The organism is Streptomyces sp. NPDC050422 (assembly GCF_044458665.1).
GTDB lineage: Bacteria > Actinomycetota > Actinomycetes > Streptomycetales > Streptomycetaceae > Streptomyces.
Genome location: NZ_JBITIE010000011.1, coordinates 255,775 through 279,107, shown reverse-complemented (window position 1 = coordinate 279,107; position 23,333 = coordinate 255,775). Strand labels below are relative to the sequence as shown.

Sequence of the window (23,333 nt, the reverse complement as noted above, 5' to 3'; positions counted from 1 at the left end):
CGAGGGCCTCGCGGCCGATGTTCGCTGGTCCGGCCGGGGAGCGATGTCCGGCGAACCGCTTCAGGTACGTGAGCTGGTGCGGCGTGCGCATTTGCCGCCGCGCTCCAGTGCGGAAGGGGCGACCTGTGGGGGTGTCGACATTCCGACCATCCTGGGGTGCGCGACGCCCTGGTCATGACGCAGACACCAGCGCCCGCCGTGGTGCCTGCCGTCGGCGGATCGAGCCCTGCTGGTAACCGTCTGCCACCGGACCAACCTCACGATGCGGCAGCTCGCGCCACTGTTCCGCTGCTCATCGGCAACCGTATGCCGGGTCAGCCTGCTGCGGCGGTTCCTGGCGGCAGCGAGGGATTCGGCCAGGTCCGATGACTTTGTGCCATTCACGGGCAACCCGCCTCCAACATCACCGACGCCCGACTACACAAGAAGGCTGCGGGTAGCGCTCTGCATACCCTGCGTGGTGATGGCCGGTTGTGGGGGAGGTCTGAGGATTGCTGACCATCAACGTGGCAGTGCTGCTCGCTGTCATCGTCGTCATCCGGCTGCGTCGGCGTACGCATTCCCGGAGCCGGCTCGATGAGAAGTTCACCGTCGTCATCGTCCTGGCCCTTGGGGTGCTCATCGCGCCGACACCGCTGGGCCGCGGAATCATGGACTTCCTCGGCCAACTCGCGAGCGGCGTCACTCAGGCGGGCCGATGAGTCCTCGCGCACGCAAAGGCCGCGCGACAGGCGGCAGGCGCCGCCCACCGGTACGGCGGCGGCCCCGCAGGCCCAGCAAGCGTCGGCGGACGAATGACCGTCTGATGGGATTCCTCGTAGCTGCGGTCCTGGCCGTGGCCGTCGTCCACTTGCTGCTGGCCCACTGGTGGCCTCTGATCGTCCTCGGTGTGCTCGCTGTACTGGCCGGCGGTGGCTGGCTCTACCAGAGGCAACAGCAGGAACGGTGGGAAGCGGTCCGCTCGCAGCGGTTGCGCTACGAGCTTCCCCAGCTGGACGCCCTGCACCACTCCCAGTTCGAGGACGCGGTGCGGGACCTGATGCGCCGGGACGGTTGTCAGAACGCGGTGCGCGTGGGGGGCGCCGGAGACCTGGGCGCGGACGTGAAGGCCACCGACCCCTACGGGCGGCGCTGGGTGATCCAGTGCAAACACAGGCGTAACGGCCTCGCCGGGTCCGCCGTCGGTACACCCGACCTCCAGGTACTCAACGGCACAGCCCGCCAGGTCCACGGCGCCGACATCGCGGTGATCGTGACGAACGGCCGGGTGACCGCTCCGGCCGTGACCTTCGCGAAACAGCAGCGCCTCCACGTGATCGACCGCCACACCCTCGAAGCGTGGGCGTCCGGCTCACGCCCCTTGTGGGAGCTACTGCGGGCCGTCCCGCCGCCGCGTAAGCCGACAGCCCTCTCCTGAACAATGCCGCAGTGGCTGTCGCCGACGTCGACATGGGTACGCGGCGTCACCCGTTGTCCCCTTGGGCTCCGGTAAGGGGCGCGCACTGTCGCGTCACCCCGAACGGTGAACCGGTGCCCGACGGTTCCCGAACTGGTGTCGCGAAGGTCGCAGATGTTGCTGAGATACGCCCGTGATGGAGAACAGAAGGCTGCGGCTGCGGCCGTTCTTGGCACGGGTGCCGTCGGGCGACCGGTACTGGACCGTGCTGGATGAGGACGAGCTGGTGCCGGTCGCCGAGGTGGATGAGTTCCTGCGGCACGTGCGGTTCGGCCGGGATCAAGCCGACGCGTTCCGAACTTGCGTCAGGCGCGACATCCCCTCGGGCAAGGCCAAGCAAAGAGGTCGAAACGCATCCCCGGTCGCTGTCAACAACACTCGTGTTCCCTGCATCTAGGAGAACGCAACTCGGCCCCAGTAAGACCCGGGGTGGCAGGAGTTCGATCACCACCCACTCCGCGAAGGTGGCGTGGAAGGACGGCAGCGTAGGCGGGCGGTGGAGGCGCCGAGATCCGCGGATACCAGGCCGGTGGAGCTGCCATCGCTCCCAGCCAGACGGGCCATCCGTCGGATGCTGACCACCTGGTCGTGTGCTCAGCGTTGGCTGTCGCAGGGCGTCAGCAGGCTCGTGACCTCTGCGCGCGGCGCATCACCGCGCCGCGGGCAACTGCGTTCTGGATGAGCGGCATCCACTGCGGCCAGAACGAGCGGCCCGGCAGGTTCGGGACGCCGGTCCGTAGGAAGGCCGCGGAGCCGTCCGTCTCGTCAACCATCGCGTAGCCGTCACGCATCTCCAGATGGACAGCGGTGCGATGGGTGTCGGCGAGCAGCTCGGCGAAAGTCGCGGTGTTCAGTTGTTGCGCGTTCAGCGGCATCCCACGCCTCCCTCAGCCGCTTTCCTGACATGACGGTATTGATGGTCCTGGGTTACTGAGGTTCCAGCCGTGCCGTCCGGAGCAGGCCGTTCAGCTGCGGCGATGGGCAGCGGGGACAGGGCATCACGCGGAAGCCATCGGGAAGCGCGCACATCGACGGCAACTTGAACCTGCCCTCAATTTACAGGTAAAGTTGATGGTAGGTTCAAGTTATCTGCTGCGACCGTCCCACCGCCTGCGGCGGGACGGTACGCATACCCTCTCCCCTTTTCGGAGCTGCACCATGGCGACATTGCTGCACATCGACTCGTCCGCGTTCGCGGGCCAGGCATCCACCTCTCGGGCGGTCACCGAGGCCTTCCGCCATACGTGGCTGGAGGAGCACCCGGGTGGCGAGGTGATCTACCGGGACCTGGCCGCCGAGCCGGTTCCGCACATCACCGCAGACGCCCACTCCGCCGGGTCGCTCGACCCGGCGGAGCACACCAAGGGGCAGGCTCGGGCCTTCGCTGAGCGGCTGGCCCTGATAGCGGAGCTGGAGGCGGCCGACGCAGTGGTCATCGGCGCGCCGATGTACAACTTCGCGGTGCCTTCCACCCTCAAGGCATGGCTGGACCAGGTGATCCTGGTGGGCCGCACGGCCGGCTCGCCGGAGTCGAAGGTGAAGGGCACACCGGTGACGGTGGTGACCAGCCGCGGCGGTTCCTACGCCCCTGGCACGCCCCGGGCGCCGCACGAGCACGTGCTGAACTACCTGGAGTCGGTGCTGTCGGTGATCTTCGAGATGGAGGCGACCTTCATCGTTGCGGACCTGACGTTGGCCGCGCACATCCCGGGCATGGAGCACCTGGTCCCGCTCGGCGAGCAGTCACGGGCCGACGCGTTCGAGGCCGCCGCGAAGGCGGGCCGTACCGCGTAACCGCGCGTGCCGACACCGTCGTCGTTCCCGGCCGTGCTCAGCCGGGCAGCGGGCGACTGCCGGGGCGGGCGCGCAGGCCCTCGATGAGCAGGGCGAGGACGCGGCGGCGGCCGGCGTCGTCCCCGGCGCGCACGAGGTCACCGTTGACCTGGAAGAAGCGGGCGATGTCGTCCATTTGGGCGTCCTCGCGCAGGGCCCCCTCGGCGCGGGCGCCGGAGGCCAGCTCGGTGGCGAAGGCCAGGGACTGGTCGCAGACCGCCTTGAGGGCTGGGGCGTTGGGGTAGCGGCGGGAGAATGCGTCATTGAACGCAGGGTCGTCGGCCTGCGCCTGACAGATAGCCTCGACGTAGGCCAGCAGCCGCTCCCACGCGCTGCCCACCGTGCCGTCCGCGAGGGCCATTGCCGCGCGCACCTGCCGGTCGGCGAGTTCGTTGACGACCTGGTCCAGCAGTGCGTCGCGGCTGCCGAAGCGGTTGTAGATCGTGCCGACGCTCACCCCTGCCAGTTTCGCGATCGTCTCCAGCGGCGTGTCGAGCCCGTGCTCGGAGAAGGCGTCCGCCGCGGCCTGGCGCAGCTTCTCGACGTTGCGGCGGGCATCGGCGCGCAGCGGCGGCCGCTGGGGTGCCTCGGGCACAGCGCTCACCTCTCCTTGGGTTGAGGAATCCATCATGTTGTGGGCACGTTGGGACTGTGAAATTGAGACTACCTTCATCTTGCGGTCCACCGCCCTGCTATCGCGCCCGCACTGCCTCCACCAGAAAGAACACCCGTGGCCCCGGGTTGGGTGACGTGGGCGTTGACCTGCACTTCGCTGCTGACGGCGAGCTGCGTGGCCCGCATGTGCAAAACCGGCTCGGCGGACGATTCGTCTACCTCTCGCGGGCCGGCAGGTTACCCGAGGAGAGGGGACTCGAATGTTCCGGCGGGCCAAGCTCATGCCGGCCGACGTTCCGTCCGAGGCCCTCGCCGACGTGCGGCGGCACGGTGTGCCGGTGGGCCGGCTCGCTCTCGCCGATGCCAGGGGCAATCCGGCGTGTGGGCGAGTGATGCCCCGGCCGTTGAGCGGACAGCGGGCGAGCCGTCCGTGGCGTGACCTCCCGGCGTCGCCCGCCGTAGAAGGTCTCGATACACGGACGACGTCGCCATCTGCCGCTGGGGCAGACACCCGCTCACGGCGGCCGCAGCCTGTCCATCCCGGCGAACCTTCCCGGACAGCGCACGGGCGGCGATGGAGATGCGGCGCTGCGAGCGTTCGCGGACCGTGCCCCGTAGCTCCTTGGGGATGTCCGCATTGCGGACACCGGCGGCGAACCGCTCGGCCGCCTTGATGTGGATCCGCTCACTAAAGTCCTGTCTCTGCGGTGTCAGCCCGCCGCACTGCGGATACCTCGTGTAACCGGCATACCCGCGACGATCACTCTCCGTCATTCGCTGACGCATCTCCGCTACAACCTCAGTAGTTGCGTGCGCCCGTCAGCCGTGCTTGGCTCGCCCGATGAACTTGCTTCTGACGGCGGGTGGCCTGCGCAACGAGACGCTGCGGGATGCGCTGCGGGACATGCTGGGAAAGCCGTTCGGATCGGCGAACATCGTGTACATCCCCACGGCATCAGTCGCCGAGCCCGGGGACCACGGGTGGTTCGTCGCGGACATGAACCGGCTGCACGGCCTCGGCTGGAGGGAGTTCGATGTCCTGGAGCTGAACGGCCTGCCCCGGCAGATGGTGCTCGATCGGCTGCTGCACGCCGACGCCATCTACGTCGGGGGCGGTAGCCACTACCACCTCGCGCGCAGCATCACCGGTAATGGCCTGGCCGACGGCTTCCTGGAGGCGCTGGAGAACCGGGTCTATGTGGGGTTCAGCGCCGGGTCAATGATCTTCAGCCGCAATCTCACCGAACACTCCGCCGACGTCGTGGGGGACATCACGGACCTCCACGCGCTCGGAGCGACGACTGTGGAGCCGCCGTTCGGCCTCTTCGACTGGTATCTCAAGCCTCACCTGTACTCGCCGGATTTCCCCGAGCGGGACGACGCCTGGGCTGATCGCGTTGCTGGGCGGGCGGACTTCCCGATCTACTTCATCGACGACGAGACGGCCGTTCGTGTCAGGGACGGCAAGGCGGATGTCATTTCTGAAGGCCGGTGGCGGTTCCACCCGTGACTCAACGCGTGTGGGGAGCTCCGGACGGCAGCGCCGTGCCCAGGGGCGCGCGGATGCGGAGCTGCTCGGGTGAGCAGCAGTGTGGGCTGGCCTTCTGATCCACAACCCTTTCACCACTGGGCGGCGGGGAAGTACGAGAAGCCCTTCGCGTCCGGCGGGCTACGTACCGTTTTGATCGTGATGTCCGAGGCAGGCCTTGACCCCGGCGGCTGTCCAGCGCCGCGCGAACCCGCAAATCGTCCGCCACGGAGGGTAGTCGACGCGCATGGGTCGCCACTTTATGCCGTTGTCGGCGGGCGGGATAGTGGATGCCGTCGATGATCTCCCGCCGGGAGTGGGGCTTGGGGTGTCCTCCGGCCGGGCCGACCGTCTGGGATACCCACACGGTCGTCCCGGGCCGACATCTTCCGCTACAAGTACAGCCATAGCCGGCTCCGTCGGCACCCCGACTACGGATACGTCACCCCGCCCGAACGCTTGACCAGCGACGATGCCCCAACGTCACCCCATCGAGCGAGGACAGGCCGGGCATATGAACGCGTACCGCACTCTGAGCACGATGGGCAGCCGAGCTCAAGGGCTGGTCTCGCAGGAGCTTGCTCCGGGTCCGGCACAGGTGTCGGTCAGTCTTCGTGTATCCCGGCGTTCGCCCACTGGGGTGCGTGGTCCTGGACGAACTCGGCGAAGGTGCGGGGCGGTCGGCCCGTCAGGTTCAGCACCTCGGTGCTGACCTGGTCGTCCCGGCCGGTTTGGATGCCTGCGTCGACCGCGGCGAGGGCGGTCGCGAAGGCATCCGGCATGCCCGACGCCCGGTAGGTGTCTGCCTGCTCGGTGACCCCGACAGGCACGACCCGGACTGGTCGGCCGGTGCGGTGGGTGATGATCTGTGCCGCGTCCTGGTAACTCAGCGCCTTCGGCCCGGTGAGGAGGTAGTCACGCCGGTCGTCGAGGTGACCGTCCGGTCCGGTCAGCAGCGCGGCGGCCGCCTCCGCGATGTCGCGGGCGTCGATCCAGCCCACCCGGCCGGTTCCGGCGGCGGTGCGGATCTCGCCGCGTCGCCGGATCAGCTCACCCAACGGGTGGGGGAACAGAAAGTTCTGCATGAACCCGGAGGGACGCAGCACGACCCATCGGGGCCGGGCCCGCACGTGCGCGGCCAACTCCAGCGCACTGGGGGCATCCGGCAGCACGATAGCGGAGCCGAGCAGCACCACCCGGCGCACGCCGAGCCGTTCGGCCTCGGCCAAGAACGGTTCGACCAGCGGCATCGGGTCCGTGGTGTCCACGGGAGGCACCAGGTAGACCCGGTCCATCCCGCGCAGCGCGGCCGGATGAGTGGCCGGGTCGTTCCAGTCGAACCGAACCGTGTTCGGAGCGCCGGCTGGTGGGGTGCGGCTGGCCACCCGGACCGGTACACCGCTTGTGCGGAGCAGTTCGGCCAGGGTGCTGCCCGTCTTTCCGGTGCCACCGGTGATCAGCACGCCGGTCACCGGGCGGCCTGCGGACGCAGCGAACCGAGCAGTTCGGGCAGCGTGCCGGCCGCTGAGGCGGCGGCCAGCGGGTTCCAGTAGTCCCGGTAACGGGTGATCAGGCCCCGGTGGGTAGTGAGCACCCTGATGTAGTCCAACTGGTACGGCTCGTCGGTGGCCACCGTGCGGCCGTGCGCGGTGAACTCCACCACGATGGTGTCCGGCTGTTCCGTGTGGCGCACGGTGAGGGCCGAGATCGCCTGTACGTCCATCAGATCCGGATAGCCGGCCAGATAGTCCCGGACGGCCTCACGCCCAGTCAGCTGTCTAGGTGAGGCCCCTTCGGCGAAGGGGAACTCGGCGGTGCCGTATTCCGCCCACAGATCGGCGATGGCACTCATGTCTCCGGCCAGCAGCAGCTCCAGCAGCCGGCGGAAGGTCTCTTCGGAAGTACGTGATGGCACGGTGATTCTCCAGCGTTCAGCAGGACGTGTGACCGCACCAGAGTGGGCGCACGATGCGGTGCCGTGGAACGCACCAGTGAGCCCCGGACCACTGGTCCGTGGCTAGGCCGAGTGCTGTGTGCCAACCTGGCCGGGTGAGCAGAGCAGAAATGGCCGATTTCCTGCGCCGCCGGCGCGAGGCGCTGGACCCGACCCGGATGCCGGCCACGGCCGTCCATCCACCCGGCCTGCGTGCCCGGCGCACCCCCGGGCTGCGCCGGGAAGAGGTGGCCGCCCTGGCCGGGGTGTCCACCAGCTACTACGAGCGACTGGAACAGGCTCGCGCGCCACGTCCGTCACCGCAGGTGCTGACCGCGCTGGGCACGGCGTTGCGCCTCGCCACCACAGAGCGCGAGCATCTGGCAGGGCTCGCCGGGCAGATCCCGCCCAGTACGGATGCCGACCGTGCGCCGGTGCCTGCCGACGCCCGCCGACTGCTGCACCGGCTCGGGTCCATACCCGCCTATCTGGTGAACGACCTGGAGGACATCGTGGCCTGGAACGCTGCGGCGGCCGCGTTGATCACCGACTTCGCACAGCTGCCCGTCCACGAGCGCAATACCGTGCGCCTCGCGATCTGGCTGGGTGGCACCCTCTGCTCGGCACCCGTCGGCGCGGAATGAGACTTCGCCCGGCATTCCGCCGCCCGCCTGCGCGCCGCCGGCGCCCGCCATCCGGCGGACCGTGCGCTGGGCGAGTTGGTAAACGAGTACGCCGCGCACGACCCGGACTTCGTCGCCGGCTGGCGCAGCCATGACGTGCGCCCCCGGCCGACGCTGCGTAAACGCCTGCATCATCCGCAATTCGGCGAGCTGGAACTTGACCGTCAAACCCTGCTCATGCCCGGCACCAGCCTGGGGCTGGTGCTCTACACCGCAGATCCCGGCAGCCCGAGCGCCATCACACTGGCCCAGCTGGACCCCGGCACGGCGCCGTGACCGCGTCTGGCGGCCCCGCATCTCAGAACGCTGCGCCGCGGGCCGCGGCGGCGACGATCGTGGCGGCGGAGCGGTGACGTCGTTGCTGGGCGACGGACAATGGCATCGAGCGTTCCCCTGACGGCGATGGCTACGTCGTGTATCGGCCGATGAGTCGCACAGCCCCGTACGTACCGGATCCGAATCTCATTGCATTCCGGGTGGCCCTGATCGAGTGGGCCGGCTCCAAGCACGTCGCCCTGCCCTCCGCCCACAGGCCATGATTTGGGTCTACCGCAGACGGCAGCGAACCGGACACTGAGTTCAAATTTGGCACCCGGCCAAAGACCCTCTTCAGTTGCTTGGTGTGATCACGTTGCTCCTGCGCTTGATGGCGTGGGGATACCGAGGTCGGCGGTGAGTGGCGTCGCGCTTGGCGCGCAGGAGCTGGAGGGTGAGGTCGCACTCTTCGATCTCACCGGCCCGGCCCTCGGAGTTGGCGCAGGCTCGTCGGGAGATGAGGTCGGCTTCGAGGCCGTCAAGCCGGCTGATCATCTTCAGGCTGACCTGGAGCATGACACCGGATGCCCCGTTGACTGAACGAAGCCTGGGGATGGCCCAGTTCACTGGGCGGATGGAGTCATCGGGTACCACGGTCGCCGGTCGTGACGAACGATGCTCCCCGACGAGATACGGCGGTCCTGGTGGTTCCCTGGTGGGGGCGGCCGGGACGGTACTGCGGCGGTTCTACGATGTGCACCGCGATGCGGGGACCGGCCCGCTGCTCAACCCGTTCCCGCTGGATCCCGCCGCTCTGGCGGGCTCACGCACACCACAACCCGATGGACGGCTGGAGGTCGAGCGGGTGGGCCGCTTCAACAAGCTGTTCGCGGCGCTCCCCTCCAGCCGCGACAGGGCCTTGGTCGCCTCCGCCGGGGTGCAGGTTTCGGAACTGATCGGCATGCGCCAGCGCGATGTCGACCCCGGCTAGCAGTTGATCAGCGTGGTGTGCAAGGGCTCGCGTCCGATCCAGCAGGTGCCAGCATCGGCGGACGCATTCGTACGGTTGCGCCTCCACCAGTAGGAGGTACAAGGCCAGGTTGCTTGAGGCCGCACCCAGCCGGTGGGGTGGACACGGCGAGACCTGATCCGACCAAACCATGCTTCCGGAGTCGAGCGCGGGAATCGCCGCGGCAGGCTCGGCCTGTATATGCGAGATTGCGCGATGCGCGAATCCTCGTTGCGGTCTAGACCTTTACGTGTGCATGCCGGATTATCTCCTGGTGGTTCACCCAACGTGGCTCAAACCCCGCTTCGATTACAGGAGATGACTGTGCGAAGAAGAAGACTGGACGCCTTACGCTTCGTCGGCGCCCGGGCCCTGCCCGTCCTGCTGACCGCGGGGGTGACGGCGGGCCTGCCGGCCTCCCCTGCGGCTGCGGCTCCCGGCCCCGGCGTGACCGTTCCCGCGGCGGCCCTGGACGGTGGCGGGGCCGCTGCCTCGGTCACCTTGATCACCGGCGACCGGGTGCTTCTCGACCGACACGGCGACATCGCCGGAGTAGTCCCGGCCGAGGGCCGGGAGTCGATGCACGTCCAGACCTTGCAGAGCGGGGAGCATCGCTATGTGATCCCGGCCGACGCGGCGGCGCTGATCGCGGCGGGCAAGCTTGATCAGTCGCTGTTCGACATCACCGAGCTGAGCCGCCCCCAGTACGACCGGCAGGCCGGTGACGGCGTTCCCGTCATCGTGAAGTGGGGCAGGAGCCGGGCGGGGGCGCGGGCCGAGCTGGCCGACCGGACCAGTACAGTCCTGCGGCAGCTGTCCGCCGTCGGTGCCGATGCGTTCACCCTGAAGCCGGGCGAGGCGAACGACGCCTGGTCCTCCCTGACCACGACCTCGGCAGGGAGCACCGAACTGGCCCCTGGGGTGGCATCGATCCATCTCGACCGTGCCCTTCAGGTGTCGCTGAACGAGAGTGTGCCGCAGATCGGGGCCCCGGCCGCGTGGGCAGCGGGCTTCGACGGCACCGGGGTGAAGGTCGCCGTGGTGGACAGCGGCATCGACGCCAACCATCCCGACCTGGCGGGCAAGGTGATCGCGGCAAAGAACTTCTCCGCCGCCGAGGGCACCCAGGACGCCAACGGGCACGGCACCCATGTCGCCTCCACAGTCGCCGGTTCCGGGGCGGCCTCCGGCGGGGCGTACAAGGGCGTGGCGCCCGGCGCCGAACTGATCAACGCCAGGGCGCTGGACGCCAAGGGCTGGGGATCGGACTCCAGTGTCCTGGCTGCCGTGGAGTGGGCGGTCGAGGCGGGTGCCGACGTCGTCAACCTCTCCCTGGGCGCTACGGACACTCCGGGCATCGACCTCCTCGAAGAGACCGTCAACAAGCTCTCCGACCAGGCGCTGTTCGTCATAGCGGCGGGCAACGACGGTCCGGCCGCCACGACGGTCGGATCCCCCGGTTCGGCCGAGCGAGCCCTGACGGTCGGCGCGGTGGACGGCAAGGACGCTCTCGCGGCCTTCTCCTCGCGGGGCCCGGTGGTGGGTGACGGCGCGGTCAAACCCGAGGTGACGGCCCCCGGAGTGGACATCACGGCGGCCAAGTTCAACAGCAGCGGATACCAAGCCATGAGCGGTACGTCGATGGCCGCCCCGCATGTCGCGGGAGCGGCGGCCCTGCTCGCGCAGCAGCACCCCGGCTGGAGCGGCCAGCAGATCAAGGCCGGCCTGGTCGGCTCGGCCGTACCCGGTGCGCACACCCCGTACGAGCAGGGCACCGGCCGCATCGACATGACCCGGGCGATCGGGCAGACCGTCGTCGCCGAGACCTCCTCGCTGAACTTCGGCACCACGAGCTGGCCCCACACGGACGACGAGCCGGTCACCCGAACCCTGACCTACCGCAACTACGGCGACGCCGCGGTGACACTGAAGCTGTCCACCGAGACCACGGCCCCGTCGGGCCTGTTCACCCTCGGTTCCGGTGAGCTCACCGTGCCGGCGGGCGGGACGGCGGGCGTCGAGGTCACCGCGGACACCCGTAAGGGAGGCGACGCCGCCAGCACATACGCCCTCACGGTCGTCGCGGCCGGTGGCGGACAGACGGTCCGGACCTCGGGAGGCGTCCTCAGCGAGGAACAGGTGGTCGACGTCACCATGACCGCCACCCTCCGGGACGGCTCGACCCCGGCTGCCGGAGGATGGCGCGTCCTGTTGTTCGACCTCGAAACCTTCCGGTTCCAGTACGTCAGCGAGGAGGACGGCTCGGCGACCGTGCAGGTGCCGGTGAGTCCGTACATGGTGGTCGGCACGGTCTCCGGCTACCAGGAGGACCAGTTGCTCGTCGACTACGTCGCCGCGCCCAAGCTGAGGATCGACCGGGACATGACCCTGGACATCGACGCCCGGAAGACGAAGGGCTTCGACGTGACAGTCCCGGATCCGTCCGCCACCCAACGGATCTCCCATACCGCGCTCTCGGCCACCGAGAACGGCAGGACGACGTCCTCCACGATGTACCTGGGCAACGACCTGAGCACCGTGCGTACCGCTCAGCTCGAAGGGGCGGAGCCGGACGACGAGGCCGCCTCGTACTTCGTCTCGCAGTGGTTCGGCTCGGGCAGCACCTACGTGGTCGCCGACACCCTCCCCGGTGCCTTCTTCACCGGCCACAGCCAGCACGTGACCTGGGACGACCTGGCGGAGTTCACCCTGCGGCAGGGAGCGTCGCTCCCCGGCGCGAAGGCGGCGACCTGGGTCACCTCGCCCAGCCTGCCGATCCAGACCGTGCTGCTCTCCACAAGCCCTCCGGCCACCGCGAAGACGTACCTCCAGGACAGCTACGCCTGGAAGCACGCCTTCAACCAGATCGGCCCCAAGTACACCTACGTCCTGGGATACGAGACCCCCGCCACCCGGTACACCGGGGGCAAGAGCTACTCGGCCACGGTCAACACCGGGGTCTTCGGTCCCGCCCTGGGCAAGGACTCCGGGCTGGTCCGCGAGGGGAACACATTGACCGGGAAGATCCAGCCGTTCGCCGACGCCGCCGGGCACGCGGGGTTCAGCGCGTACGACACCGCCACCACCACCGTCTACCGCAACGGGAAGAAGTACGCCACGTTCAACGACGTGCTCGACGCCGCTCGGTTTGAGCTGCCGGCGGACCGTGCGTACTACCGGCTGGAGACCACCGTGGACCGCTCCGCGTCCGGTGTGGCGACGGTCAGCCCGAAGATCACCTGGCAGACGGAGTTCGTCTCGGCCCGTACCGCCGGGGCGACCCCCGTGCCGACCAGCGTGGTCCGGTACGCGCCTGAGCTAGGCCTCGACTCGACAGCCCCCGCGGGTGTCGTCTGGGCGGTGCCGGTCACGGTCCAGGGCGCGGCCGCGGGCCGCCCCGTCTATGTCTCGGTGTCCTACGACTCGGGTGCCACCTGGGCGTACGTCGCCGTCGTGAACGGCCGGGTCACCGTGACCAACCCGCCGGCCGGGGGAACAGTGTCCTTCCGTGCCAGGGTCGCGGACGGCCAGGCCACGAGCCAGACCGTCATCGACGCCTACCGTACGAAATGATCCGCGACTGACACACCCGAAGTGGCCGCGCCCGGTGGCCCGCACGGCCCTCAAAACGGCTGACGCCGTTGGCCGGTCCAGGCCCTGAGGCTTCGCCCCGCCGAGTTGCTCGGTGGGGCGAAGCGCTGCGAAGTGGCGGAACCGGCTCAGGATCGGGGCGCGTCTCGCCCCGGCCTCGTTCGACTGCCGGAATACCAGGGCCGATGAAGGAGAGCCGGAGACATGTGTTGTACCGCGGCGTTTCCGGAGATGATCAGCCTCGTCATCGCTGGTACATCCACGAGTCCTGCCCGGCGCACTACTGGTGTGACCTGGCTCGGCATCCCCATGGTTGGCTCCTTGTCGTTCGTTCTCGTATGCCCAGCTGGCGGCTTGCCGTCCCGACCGCATGCGGTTCGTGCGTCAGCGCCGGGCCCGTCCCTTGGCCCGGCGCTGACGAGGGGCCACGTCCGCTACTGCGCGGCCCGTCCGGGGGTTACATGTGGACGACGGGTGCGGCGTTCTCGTCCTGCCTGGGCACGCCGCGGCGGTAGAGGAGCCCGCTGATGACGAGGCCCGCGACGAAGAACGCGCCCGACCACCAGTAGGCGGCGGAGTAGCTCTCCAGGGCGGACTGGGCGAGGACGGCGGGGTCCTTGGGGTTCTTGCCGGCGAGGTAGTCGGTGGCCGCACCCGTGGAGAGGGTGGTGAGCAGCGCCGTACCGATCGATCCGCCGATCTGTTGCATGGTGTTGACGGTGGCGGAGGCGACGCCGGCGTCCTCGGCGGCCACGCCGGAGGTGGCCAGGCTCATCGCGGGAGCCATCACCAGGCCGAGGCCCAGGCCCAACACGATCAGCGGAGGCATGACGTGTGCCGCATAGCCGCTGGTCAGGTTCAGGCCGGTCATCCAGGCCAGCCCGGCGGCGGCAAGTCCCATGCCGAGCGGAACGACCGGCTTGGGTCCGATGCGAGGGATGAGGACGTTAGCGGCGAGCGCGGTGGTGAGCATCAGGGCGGCGACCATCGGCATGAAGGCCGCGCCGGTCTTGACGGGCGTGTAGCCCAGGCTCTGCTGCATGTAGTAGGTGAGGAACAGGAAGACACCGAACATCCCGGCGCCGCTGATCAGGATGGCGACGAAGGATGCGCCGCGGTTGCGGTCGAACAGGACCCGCAGGGGAAGCAGGGGGTGCGCGCTGCGGGTCTGCCACCAGCCGAATGCGCCGAGCAGGACGACTCCGGCGAGCAGCAGGCCCCAGGTCTGGACCGAACCCCAGCTGTGGCTCTCGGCGTTGGAGAATCCGTAGACCACGCAGAACAGACCGGCCGAGACCAGGATGGTGCCGGGGATGTCGAGCTTGGAGCCCTTGTCGCGGACGCCGCGGGTCAGCAGCATCGCGCCGCCGATGAAGGCGATGACGGCGAAGAACAGGTTGACGTACAGCGTCCAGCGCCAGTCAAGGTACTCGGTGAGCACACCGCCCAGGAGCAGCCCGATAGCAGCTCCTGCGCCCGCAACGGCACCGAAGACAGCGAACGCCTTCGCGCGTTCCTTGGCTTCGGTGAACGTGGTGGTCAGCAACGACAGAGCGGCCGGCGCGAGGAGAGCTCCGAACAGGCCCTGCCCTGCGCGGGCGCCGACCAGCATCCCGAAGCTGGTGGCCGCGCCGCCCAGGGCGGAGGTGCCGGCGAAGCCGACGAGGCCCACCAGGAATGTGTTCTTGCGGCCGAAGAGGTCGGCGATGCGCCCGCCGAGCAGCAGCAGGCTGCCGAAGGCCAGCGCGTAGGCGGTGACGACCCACTGCCGGTTGCCGTCACTGAAGCCCAGATCCTGCTGGGCCGACGGCAGGGCTATGTTCACGATGGTGGCGTCCAGGACCACCATCAGCTGGGCCAGGCCGATGACGCCGAGGATCCACCAGCGGTGCCGGGGTGTCTGAACGGGCTGGGCCGGCAATGTGACGATGTCGGTGGCGTCTGCCACGGGTTGGGACATGGGTGGTGCTCCAGAACGACGGGTGGTTGGGGAAAATCAGGGGGTCAGCAGGGCGGGCAGGATGGCGTGCTCGATGAACCGGGTGATGTAGTCGCGGTCGGCGAAGCTGGCGTCGAACAGCGGGCGGGACATGACCGCGCTGAACAGCATCTGCGGCAGGAACTCCGCCCCCGGTGGCCAGTTCGGCAGCTCTCCCCGGTCGACGGCCCGCTCCACGAAACGGGCGATGTTGCGGGACTCGGGCTCGATCATTGCGGTCCGTACGGCCGCGGCGAGCTCCTCGTCGACCAGGACCGCGTGCCCGAGGGCCGCGAACAGTGCCGTGTCCTTCTCCGCGTGCGCTGTCACCTCGATGCCCAGGGTCAGGAGGTCACCGCGCAGCGACCCGGTGTCGATCTCCGTCGGGTCCACCGGCCGGGTGACATACAGCGCTGCCGCCACCATGTGCGGCTTGGTCTGCCACTGCCGGTAGAGCGTGGCCTTGCTGCACCGGCCGCGGGCTGCGACCACATCCATCGACAGCGCCTCGTAGCCCACCTCCCGCAGCACATCGAGTGCTGCGGTCAGCAGCTCCACCTCCCGGTCCGGCGTCATCCGGGGACGTCGAACCGGGGTGCCGTCGGCGGTGTCCGCAGCCATCAAGACCTCCATATGGAACGAAACCGTTTCGTACTCTTACGATAAGTCGAGCTCGGGAGAAACGCAACCGTACTATTTGAACCAAGCCCCGTATGGTCGTTCACTTGCACGGCGGCAGGAACCGGCCCGACATGGACGGTCACCTGGAGGACACCCGCCTGCCCGGCGAGACCAACGTTGACCGGGACGATCCATCCGTTCGCCGACGCCGCCGGGCATGCGGGTTTCAGCGCGTACGACACGGCCAACACCACGGTCTACCGCAACGGGAAGAAGTACGCCTCGTACAACGACGAGCTCGACGCCGCTCGGTTCGAGCTGCCGGCGGGCCGTGCGTACTACCGGCTGGAGACCACCGTGGACCGCTCCGCGTCCGGTGTGGCGACGGCCAGTCCGAAGATCACCTGGCAGACGGAATTCGTTTCGGCCCGTACCGCCGGGGCGACCCCCGTACCGACCAGTGTGGTCCGGTACGCCCCTGAACTCGACCTCGACTCGACGGCGGAACAGGTCGCCGAGGCACAGGCGATGGCGCCGATCGTGTGCGTGCAGAACATGTACAACCTCGCCTACCGTCAGGACGACGAGCTGATCGACGATCTCGCCGACAAGGGCATTGCCTATGTGCCCTTCTTCCCGCTCGGCGGCTTCACCCCGCTGCAGTCCACGGCGCTTTCTGCCGTGGCCACCCGGCTGGAAGCGACGTCGATGTCGGTCGCCCTGTCCTGGCTGCTGCGGCGATCGCCGAACATCCTGCTTATCCCCGGCACCTCGTCGGTGGCGCACCTGCGCGAAAACGTCGCCGGCGCGGGACTCCCGCTCTCCGACGAGGACCTCGCCGAGTTGGACAAGATCGGCCAATAGGAGGACGGAGCACGGTCCCCAGCATCCTGGCCCATGGAGGTGCACGGGGCAGCGCGACCCTGACCGATGTGACCATCACCGGTTCGGCCGACGGCGATGTCGTCGTCGAACCCGGATCACAGTTCGTCATCAACGGCAGCGCCGGTACGGCGTCCGCCCGGAAGTAGCTCCGGTCCCCGCACCGGACACGACCCACCCCCGGCCGGCCCGCCATCGGAGCGCGCCGGCCGGGGCCGTCACCCGTCCTCGTGTTCGGCGACGCTCCTATTGCTGGGCAGTACGGAGTCCCGGCGCGGTCGTCGGGTTCTCCGGGGCTTTCGGGTCGTGGGCGGACGGGGGATTTCCGGTCAGCCGGCGGGTCGGGTCGGGTCGGGGCGGCGAGGCGAGGCGGTGGAAGGCCGGAGTGCGGGGTATCGGTGAGGAACACCTGATGCCGTAGGCCCTTGTCCTGGTCGAACAGGGACAGCCGTGGCGCCGGGGTGCGGACGCTCTCGGCGCACGGCGATGCGGGTGGCGCCGGTTAGCCGTCCAGATCGACTATGCCGGTGAGCTCGGTGAGCTCGGCGCCGGCGCGCAGTTCCTGGTCGCAGGGCGGTGCGGTCGGCGACCGGCTCGGTCGGCGGCCGGGCGTCGAGCCGTTGGCCGGGCTGGCGTTTTCAGCCGGTGGGGGTGCCGACCTGGTCGCGTTCGAGAGCGGAGCGCAGCTGGCGGAGGGCCTTGGCGGCGGCTGCCGTCGTGGACTGGTCGAGGGCGCCTCCGACCAGCTCGCTCAGGCCTTCGGTGAAAGTGGTCTCGGCGGCATCGAGGAGCTGTGAGCCGTCGTCGGTCAGCGCCAGGAGTGAGGACCTGCGGTCCGTCGGGTTGGTCTGGCGGACGATCCACCCCTGCTTCTCCAGGCGGTCGGCGCCCTTGCTGGTCGCGCCGGCGCCGATGGCGAATTCCGCGGCGAGGTCGGCCACCCGGGACCCCGGGTGCTCGCGCAGGAACCGCAGGAACTCGAACTGCGACGTCACGATCCCGTGCCGCTCGCGCAGGCGGTCGTTCAGCGCGTTGTACAGGCGCGTCTCGCAGCGGACAAGATCCGCGAAGAATCCCTGGAGGTCGGCGATGCCAACCGAGTTATATGCCACGGCATATAGTGTAGAGGAAGCCATTCCACAGGAGGAAGCACATGAGCAAGGAACAGCTCGCCAAGGTCGAAGCGATGCTCCGCCAGCCCCGGCCCGAGGGCCCGCGCTCCGTCGCGGAGCTGCGCGCCGGGTTCAAGGCACTCATGGACACGATGATCGTGCCGGACGACGTCCGCACCACTCAGACCACGCTCGGCGGACGACCCGCCCTGCACGTCACACCGGACAACGGCGCGCGCCCGGGCACGATCCTGTACTTCCACGGTGGCGGCTTCGTCTTCGGCTCCCCCGAGACCGCGCTGTCGCTGACCGCGCAGCTCGTCTCGAAGACCGGGTTCGACTCGTACTCGGTGGACTACCGGCTGGCCCCCGAGCACCCGTTCCCGGCTGGCCTGGAAGACAACCTGAGCGCTTACCGCGCCCTCCTCGACAGCGGCCTGGACCCGTCCGCCATCGCGTTCGCCGGGGACTCCGCCGGCGGCGGCTACTCGGTCACCACCGCCCTGGCCGCCCGCGACGCGGGGCTCCCGCTGCCCGCCGCGATCGTGGCCTTCTCCCCGGGCCTGGACGCCACCCGGACCGGGGAGAGCATGACGACCAAGGACGGCATCGATCCGATCTTCACCCGCGAGGCCGTGATGCACACCGGGGCCATGTACCTCGCCGGCCAAGACCCCGAGCAGCCCCTGCTCAGTCCGGCCCTCTTTGCCGACCTGACCGGGTTCCCCCCGCTTCTCATCCAGGTGGGCACCAACGAGATCCTCCTCGACGATTCCACCCGCCTCGCCGCCCGCGCCCGCGACGCCGGAGTCGACGTCATCCTCGACATCACCGCCGACGCCCCCCACGTCTTCCAGGCCTTCGCTGGCGGCACCCTCGACGAAGCCGACCAGGCACTCGACCGCGCCGCCCTCTTCCTCACCCAGCACATCTCCACCCCCTGACGCCCCAACCGCACCAGTGCGACGGGGCATCACCCCGAGACCATGGCCGTGTCATCGGCGAGCGGGCGCGGGCCCATGGATATGCCACGCCGCATCCGCCCTGGCGCGCAGCATGGCGGCCGGCCGCTCGGGGGTGAGTGCCGCGACCGTCGCGTCGTCGAGGATCGTGGCAGAGTGGACGACGCCGGTCAGCGGGCGCTCGGCGGGAACGCTCGCCAACAGGGCGGCGAGCGCGTCGGGCCGGCGGTGTCGCAGTCCTCGATCCGGACCTCGGCTCCGAGGCCGGTCAGCTCGGCGGCGAGGGCGTCCGTGGCGGGGCCGCCGGACCGCGGCGGCGGGCAGCAGACTGCGGACGCCGTGCCGGGCCACGAGGTGGCGTGCCACGTCGGAGCCGACGGCCCCGGTGCCACCGGTGATCAGGGCACTGCCGTCGGGAGTGAAAGCGGGGCGGACGTAGCCAGCGGCATCGCACCGGCGGGGCCAGGAGCGCCCCGTCCCGTACCGTGAACTCGGCTTCGTCAGCGGCCGGCGCGGCGGCCACGATATCGGCCGGGAGCTCTGGCGTGGCCGCTGGCACGTCGGTCAGAACGGACTTTGCCTGGCCGGTTCCCCGGCCCACGACGCAGCCGCCGAAACGTCCGACGGCCGCGTCAGTTGGCTCCGGGCCAGGGCGTCAGCCCACTGACACTCGCACCGTCGCCTCGTCGGCGTCGGTGCCGGTGAAGTCCTTCGCGATGGCGGTGAGCGTGCGCGCCCCGGCGGCCAGGGGGGTGGTCGCGGTGCAGGTCCACGCACCGTCATGGCCGGCAGTAGTGGAGCACATAGCCGTACCCTCGACCACTACGGTCACTTTCGCGTCCGGCTCGGCGGTGCCGGAGACGGTGGGCGACGTGCCGACGGTCGTGTCCGCGGCGGGGGAGGCGATCTTCACCGGCGGGGCGAAGCGCCGGGCGTCCGGAACACCGTCACCGCTGATCTCCACCGCGATGCTGTGCACAGTGACATTGCCTCCGCCGTTGCGAAGCCGGAAGTCGCCCTTGGCGTGCTGGGAGCTGCCGAAGTAGGCGTCCTGTGCTCTGAATGTCGCTGTCTTCCAGGTGTGGGTACCGGTGAGCGGGACAGCTGCCGTCGACTTGTACGGATTGGAGCTGCCGTCGTCGTACTGAACGCCGAAGGAGCCCGATCCCTGATCATAGAAGGAGACGGTGACGGCAGCCGTGTAGTAGCCCGCGGACGCGACGGAGTCGTCGATGTCGAAGTAGATGTTGCCCGAGGTGCCGGTCCGCGCCGTCACTCCGTCGATCACCGAGGCGGTGGTCGGCCCGTCGAAGCCACCCGAGGCGTCCTCGGCCTGGGTCATGCCGTACGCGTGGTTGTCCGAGCCGAGCACGGCACCGACCACCGATGTGCCGGGTGGCTGATCGGACGCGGTGAACGTAAGCCCCGGAGAGGGCAGGCTCTGGAGCCCGCCGAGATCGGTGGCCGAAACCGTGACGGTCTGCCGGCCTCTGGTGAGGCCGCCGGAGGGTGAACAGCTCCAGGAACCCCCGCTGTCCGCGGTGGTGTCGCACAGGGGGTCCGATCCCTTGCGTACGCTCACCGCACCATCCGGTACGGCTGTTCCGGAGAACGCCGAAGCGAGCTTGACGGTGGCATCGCTCGCCGGCGTGGTGAGGGCGGGAGTGGGCGGGAAGGGGTGACTGTCGACGACCCATGGACCGGTCACCGCCAGTCCTGCACTGTGCACGCTGAACGGGTTGGCCGAGTGCAGCCGAAGATCCGCGCCTGCGTTCTGGAGACCGCCGAAGTATGCCTTCTTGAGGTCGATCCGGGCCGTCTTCCACGTCCGGCTGCCGTTGAGTGTGATGGTGCCCGCAGAGTGATAGCGGTCCTGTGGACCCGCGTCGTACTGCACTGCGATCGAACCCGCGGCGGAGTCGTAGTAGGACAGGGTCAGCTCGGCGTCGTAGGCTCCGGTGGCCGCGGTGCCGTTGCCGACGTCGAAGTACATGTCACTGCCCGTACCGCCTGTTCCGGTACCGGTGGTGCGGGCGCTGTGTCCGCCCACGACACCGGCCGTGGTACGCGCACCTGACGAGCCCGCAAAGTCGAACTGGGTAAGCCCGTAACTGTGGTTGGAGGCCGCGAGCGTCGTGCCGACAGTGGCCGTACCGGACTTGACCCCGGCGTCGAGCCCGATCTGTACGCCACCGAGATGACGCGCGGCGGTCGGCGCGCTGCCGGTCACCCGGGCGAAGGGACGATCCATGGTGGGCGCGGACACCTGCTGCACGAGGTACGTGCTCCCGGCCTTCACCGGAACACTGAACAGGCCCGCGGTACCGGGCTGCACCACAGGCTTGCCGGTCTTCCCGTCGACCACCTCCACCTGCTTGCCGGGCCAGGGGCTCTTCACCTTCACGGTTCCGGTGCTGCCGGCCTCGATGGCCGCGGTGGCCAGCTGGCCGTCCTGCACCTGGACGTCGGCCTTGTTCTTCTGCTGGAGGTACACGGTGCCGCTGACGTCCCAGTCGGCAGGCCAGGCCGGCGCGAACCGCAGGATGCCGTCGAAGTCCTGCGCAAGGGCCTCGTTGACAGCCGTGGCCACGCCGGACATCTGCTCGATGTAGGGCTGATATCCGACCTTGTCGCCGATGTCGGCGAAGCCGTTCGGGTAGACCTGGTGGGCCTTGGTGATGGAGATCAGTCTGTCTCGCACTTCGGAGGGATTCTGCAGCCTGGCAGCCTGGATCGCGTCCATCGACCAGTCGTTGCCCGTGGTCACGGGCCGGTGGGCGTAGCTGCGCTTTTCAACCTCGAACAGGTTGGTGTCCTGGTCGGTCACCGTGTTCCAGGGCCAGAGCGGTTCGAGTTCGACGTTCTCGCTGTTGCGCCGCTGGGCGGTGGGCTCGTAGGACACCGCGATCATGTCCGATCCCGTCTTGTCCGCGGCGTCGGTCTCGGCCTTGGTGTAGTTCGGGTTCAGCAGCTTGGTCCGGGTGGCGGCGTCGGTGCGCGGGTACGGGGGGATCTGTTTCTCGGCCTTCGCGACCTGGGCGACGAGCGCGGCATCGGTGGTCTTGGCCGTGCCGAGCACGGCGGCGGCCTGCTGGATGACCGGAAAGAGCGCGCGGGCGGCGGCGATGTTGGTGGTGGGGTCCTTGACGTCCCACTGGGTCTCGTGGGCATTGGCGGTGGAGTGCAGGAGCCCGTCGTCACCGGGCTTCTGGTAGGCCAGCTGGAATACGGCGGTGGACTTCATGAACGGGAAGTACTTCTTCAGCGTGGCCACGTCGTTGGTGGCTTTGAACTGCTGCCACATGTACAGCGCGATCTCGGGCCCGCTGGAGATGTTGAGCGCGTTCCAGTTCGGGGCGCCGGGCGCGCTGCATGCCGCGTTGGCTCCCGCTGCCGGGTCTCCGCCGTTGCCGTTGAACCGCATGACCTCCGGAACGCACGCTCCGGGGAGGCCGCCCATTTGGGCCTTCGTCCATGTCTCGATGGCCGAAAGGTTGTCCGCGTACATGTCGAAGATCGGAGTGTTGAGGGCATAGTTGCCCGAGCTCATGTTGGCGGATATCTGGGTCCGCAGATTCCACAGCCAGAACGAGGACGGCGTCCAGGTCTGCTTGTCCTTGTTCCAGGCGAACATGTCGGCCTCACCTGCCTGGCTGCCCGGGTTGACGCCCTTGCGCATGGACGCGGCCTCCGCGTAGAGGTACAGCGTGCGCAGGTTCTCCATGTACTGGGCGCTGCCGTCGGAGGAGGCCATCGCAATCAGGCCGGAGTTCTTCCAGAAGCGGTTCCACCAGGCATCCTGATCCGCCATCAGGGCCGAGGTGGCGGCAGTGGCGTCGCCGCCGATCACGGCCGACGCAGTCTTGGCGGCGTCGCCGCCCGTCCACGTGGGGGACGCGACCACGACACGGAAGGATCCGTCGGCGTGGGGCTTGAAGGCGACTTTGATCTGGGTCGGGGAAGCTACGGTCGCCTTCACCTCACGCCCGGCGGCCGTGACGGCCGCGAGTGATCCGAAGGTCTTGCCGGTGCCGCCTGGCGGTGCCGTGTCCGGCCAGGTCTCGGCGAGGGTGCCAACGGTGCCCGAAACCGCGGCGGCCGGTTTACGCCCGGACCACAGGTTGATGGTGGCGCTCTGGGCGACATCCGGGTTTGCCCCGGACACGTCGACGATGAGTTCGTCCTTGGCGCCGGCGACCCACGCTTTCATGGACACGCCGCCGCCGGACTGCCGGAGGACACCGTCGGTGAGGTCCAGCACACCCTTGTAGTCGGCGGCGTGTGAGATCACCGACAGACCTGGGATGTTGAGCTGGCCGGGGGACTTGCGGTTCGGCAGGGTGTCGGAGCGGTTCAGCTGGGCCGTGAAACCGTCAGCTGCCCAGGCTGACACACCGAGTGATCCGTTGCCCATCGGCATGGATGCGATGGGGTCGTTGTTGGGGGCGCCGAGCACGATGTTGGACCGGCTGACGACGCCCGCCGTATCGAGCTGGAACGCACCGTTCTGCCAGGCGGTGGCAGGGGTTTCCGCGGCCTGAGCGCCGCTGGGGGCCACCAGCGCCAAGGCGGCCACTGTGGCCAGAACGGCTGGCCAGAGGGACAGGGATCGCCTGAGCGAAGATGGCCGAGCGGGGGAGGATCTTTGCATGGTGCCCTCCGTGGGGGGTGTGCGGCTTGCGTGCAGGTAGCGACGTCGAGTTACGCCATCGACCCGATGAATATGGTTGATTCTCTACTCAACTCGCCTGAATCTGGCGAGTGTTGAGTCGAGTTCCCGGGTAACATCGGATGACTGTCGTTTCTAGGGCATGTGTGGTCACGTTGTAAAGGCAAGCGGCGCAGATTGTGCCGGACTCTTGGGCCTCGGTCGAC

19 protein-coding genes and 3 pseudogenes are annotated in these 23,333 nt (G+C 68.9%); 12 read left to right on the top strand and 10 right to left on the bottom strand.

Annotated elements, in window-relative coordinates; translation table 11 throughout:
* Window positions 1–196 precede the first annotated feature (196 nt).
* From ACIBJG_RS19620 to ACIBJG_RS19605, 4 genes and pseudogenes are all read left to right on the top strand, one after another.
* Window positions 197–316: pseudogene (locus ACIBJG_RS19620) on the top strand (transposase family protein); the annotation flags it as partial.
* 175 nt (window positions 317–491) lie between these two features.
* Window positions 492–701 carry a hypothetical protein gene (locus ACIBJG_RS19615; protein ID WP_399308776.1) on the top strand — a complete coding sequence of 70 codons (210 nt, stop codon included), beginning with the start codon at window positions 492–494 and terminating at the stop codon, window positions 699–701.
* Window positions 698–1,417 (top strand): restriction endonuclease, encoded by a 720-nt coding sequence (locus ACIBJG_RS19610; protein WP_399308775.1) that lies wholly within the window; start codon window positions 698–700, stop codon window positions 1,415–1,417. The genes ACIBJG_RS19615 and ACIBJG_RS19610 overlap by 4 nt, the downstream gene beginning before the upstream one ends.
* Before the next feature lie 172 nt (window positions 1,418–1,589).
* The gene (locus ACIBJG_RS19605) at window positions 1,590–1,853 is read left to right on the top strand and encodes a hypothetical protein (protein ID WP_399308774.1); all 264 of its coding nucleotides are present in this window, start codon (window positions 1,590–1,592) and stop codon (window positions 1,851–1,853) included.
* Between the two features lie 238 nt (window positions 1,854–2,091).
* On the opposite strand, the pseudogene ACIBJG_RS19600 reads toward ACIBJG_RS19605, so the two are convergent.
* Window positions 2,092–2,331, bottom strand: a pseudogene (locus ACIBJG_RS19600) (DUF6879 family protein); the annotation flags it as partial.
* A gap of 283 nt (window positions 2,332–2,614) precedes the next feature.
* Between ACIBJG_RS19600 and ACIBJG_RS19595 the strand changes: the two are divergent.
* Window positions 2,615–3,250 (top strand): FMN-dependent NADH-azoreductase, encoded by a 636-nt coding sequence (locus ACIBJG_RS19595; protein WP_399308772.1) that lies wholly within the window; start codon window positions 2,615–2,617, stop codon window positions 3,248–3,250.
* Between the two features lie 37 nt (window positions 3,251–3,287).
* Here the strand turns inward: ACIBJG_RS19595 and ACIBJG_RS19590 are convergent, their stop codons facing one another.
* Window positions 3,288–3,884, bottom strand: a complete 597-nt coding sequence (locus ACIBJG_RS19590) for a TetR/AcrR family transcriptional regulator (protein WP_399308770.1) — start codon at window positions 3,882–3,884, stop codon at window positions 3,288–3,290.
* A 229-nt stretch (window positions 3,885–4,113) separates the two neighbouring features.
* Between ACIBJG_RS19590 and ACIBJG_RS19585 the strand changes: the two genes are divergently transcribed.
* Together ACIBJG_RS19585 and ACIBJG_RS19580 are read left to right on the top strand one after the other, a co-directional pair.
* Window positions 4,114–4,578 (top strand): DUF5990 family protein, encoded by a 465-nt coding sequence (locus ACIBJG_RS19585; protein WP_399308893.1) that lies wholly within the window; start codon window positions 4,114–4,116, stop codon window positions 4,576–4,578.
* 167 nt (window positions 4,579–4,745) lie between these two features.
* On the top strand, window positions 4,746–5,414 hold the full coding sequence (locus ACIBJG_RS19580) for a Type 1 glutamine amidotransferase-like domain-containing protein (RefSeq protein WP_399308891.1): 669 nt from the start codon (window positions 4,746–4,748) through the stop codon (window positions 5,412–5,414).
* A gap of 623 nt (window positions 5,415–6,037) precedes the next feature.
* Here the strand turns inward: ACIBJG_RS19580 and ACIBJG_RS19575 are convergent.
* Window positions 6,038–6,895, bottom strand: a complete 858-nt coding sequence (locus ACIBJG_RS19575; RefSeq protein WP_399308768.1) for an NAD(P)H-binding protein — start codon at window positions 6,893–6,895, stop codon at window positions 6,038–6,040.
* Between the two features lie 5 nt (window positions 6,896–6,900).
* Window positions 6,901–7,347 (bottom strand): nuclear transport factor 2 family protein, encoded by a 447-nt coding sequence (locus tag ACIBJG_RS19570; protein WP_399308766.1) that lies wholly within the window; start codon window positions 7,345–7,347, stop codon window positions 6,901–6,903.
* 149 nt (window positions 7,348–7,496) lie between these two features.
* Between ACIBJG_RS19570 and ACIBJG_RS19565 the strand changes: the two are divergent.
* Window positions 7,497–8,324 (top strand): annotated as a pseudogene (locus ACIBJG_RS19565) (helix-turn-helix transcriptional regulator).
* 333 nt (window positions 8,325–8,657) lie between these two features.
* On the opposite strand, the gene ACIBJG_RS19560 reads toward ACIBJG_RS19565, so the two are convergent.
* On the bottom strand, window positions 8,658–8,879 hold the full coding sequence (locus ACIBJG_RS19560; RefSeq protein WP_399308764.1) for a hypothetical protein: 222 nt from the start codon (window positions 8,877–8,879) through the stop codon (window positions 8,658–8,660).
* 58 nt (window positions 8,880–8,937) lie between these two features.
* On the opposite strand from ACIBJG_RS19560, the gene ACIBJG_RS19555 reads away from it, so the two are divergent.
* On the top strand, window positions 8,938–9,294 hold the full coding sequence (locus ACIBJG_RS19555) for a hypothetical protein (RefSeq protein WP_399308763.1): 357 nt from the start codon (window positions 8,938–8,940) through the stop codon (window positions 9,292–9,294).
* Between the two features lie 342 nt (window positions 9,295–9,636).
* Complete coding sequence (locus tag ACIBJG_RS19550; protein ID WP_399308762.1) at window positions 9,637–12,885, top strand: S8 family peptidase; 3,249 nt, start codon at window positions 9,637–9,639, stop codon at window positions 12,883–12,885.
* A 475-nt stretch (window positions 12,886–13,360) separates the two neighbouring features.
* Here ACIBJG_RS19550 and ACIBJG_RS19545 read toward each other — a convergent pair whose 3' ends face one another.
* Window positions 13,361–14,863 (bottom strand): MFS transporter, encoded by a 1,503-nt coding sequence (locus ACIBJG_RS19545; RefSeq protein WP_399308761.1) that lies wholly within the window; start codon window positions 14,861–14,863, stop codon window positions 13,361–13,363.
* 36 nt (window positions 14,864–14,899) lie between these two features.
* On the bottom strand, window positions 14,900–15,502 hold the full coding sequence (locus ACIBJG_RS19540) for a TetR/AcrR family transcriptional regulator (RefSeq protein ID WP_399308760.1): 603 nt from the start codon (window positions 15,500–15,502) through the stop codon (window positions 14,900–14,902).
* 177 nt (window positions 15,503–15,679) lie between these two features.
* Here ACIBJG_RS19540 and ACIBJG_RS19535 point away from each other — a divergent pair, with 177 nt between their 5' ends.
* Entirely contained in the window at window positions 15,680–16,366 is a 687-nt protein-coding gene (locus ACIBJG_RS19535; RefSeq protein ID WP_399308759.1) for an aldo/keto reductase, read from the top strand.
* A gap of 656 nt (window positions 16,367–17,022) precedes the next feature.
* On the opposite strand, the gene ACIBJG_RS19530 is transcribed toward ACIBJG_RS19535, so the two are convergent.
* Window positions 17,023–17,496 (bottom strand): MarR family winged helix-turn-helix transcriptional regulator, encoded by a 474-nt coding sequence (locus ACIBJG_RS19530; RefSeq protein ID WP_399308758.1) that lies wholly within the window; start codon window positions 17,494–17,496, stop codon window positions 17,023–17,025.
* A gap of 41 nt (window positions 17,497–17,537) precedes the next feature.
* On the opposite strand from ACIBJG_RS19530, the gene ACIBJG_RS19525 reads away from it, so the two are divergent.
* Window positions 17,538–18,440, top strand: a complete 903-nt coding sequence (locus ACIBJG_RS19525; protein WP_399308757.1) for an alpha/beta hydrolase — start codon at window positions 17,538–17,540, stop codon at window positions 18,438–18,440.
* 51 nt (window positions 18,441–18,491) lie between these two features.
* Here the strand turns inward: ACIBJG_RS19525 and ACIBJG_RS19520 are convergent, their stop codons facing one another.
* Both ACIBJG_RS19520 and ACIBJG_RS19515 read right to left on the bottom strand, forming a co-directional pair.
* Window positions 18,492–18,857, bottom strand: a complete 366-nt coding sequence (locus ACIBJG_RS19520; protein ID WP_399308889.1) for a KR domain-containing protein — start codon at window positions 18,855–18,857, stop codon at window positions 18,492–18,494.
* 256 nt (window positions 18,858–19,113) lie between these two features.
* Window positions 19,114–23,016, bottom strand: coding sequence for an Ig-like domain-containing protein (locus ACIBJG_RS19515; protein WP_399308887.1), 3,903 nt, complete (start codon window positions 23,014–23,016; stop codon window positions 19,114–19,116).
* Window positions 23,017–23,333 lie beyond the last annotated feature (317 nt).

Bases quoted from the DNA above. Each gene is read 5' to 3' on its own strand.
- ACIBJG_RS19610 (WP_399308775.1), top strand. From the start codon at position 698: ATGAGTCCTCGCGCACGCAAAGGCCGCGCGACAGGCGGCAGGCGCCGC.
- ACIBJG_RS19595 (WP_399308772.1), top strand. From the start codon at position 2,615: ATGGCGACATTGCTGCACATCGACTCGTCCGCGTTCGCGGGCCAGGCA.
- ACIBJG_RS19580 (WP_399308891.1), top strand. From the start codon at position 4,746: ATGAACTTGCTTCTGACGGCGGGTGGCCTGCGCAACGAGACGCTGCGG.
- ACIBJG_RS19560 (WP_399308764.1), bottom strand. From the start codon at position 8,879: ATGCTCCAGGTCAGCCTGAAGATGATCAGCCGGCTTGACGGCCTCGAA.
- ACIBJG_RS19555 (WP_399308763.1), top strand. From the start codon at position 8,938: ATGGAGTCATCGGGTACCACGGTCGCCGGTCGTGACGAACGATGCTCC.
- ACIBJG_RS19545 (WP_399308761.1), bottom strand. From the start codon at position 14,863: ATGTCCCAACCCGTGGCAGACGCCACCGACATCGTCACATTGCCGGCC.
- ACIBJG_RS19540 (WP_399308760.1), bottom strand. From the start codon at position 15,502: ATGGCTGCGGACACCGCCGACGGCACCCCGGTTCGACGTCCCCGGATG.
- ACIBJG_RS19525 (WP_399308757.1), top strand. From the start codon at position 17,538: ATGAGCAAGGAACAGCTCGCCAAGGTCGAAGCGATGCTCCGCCAGCCC.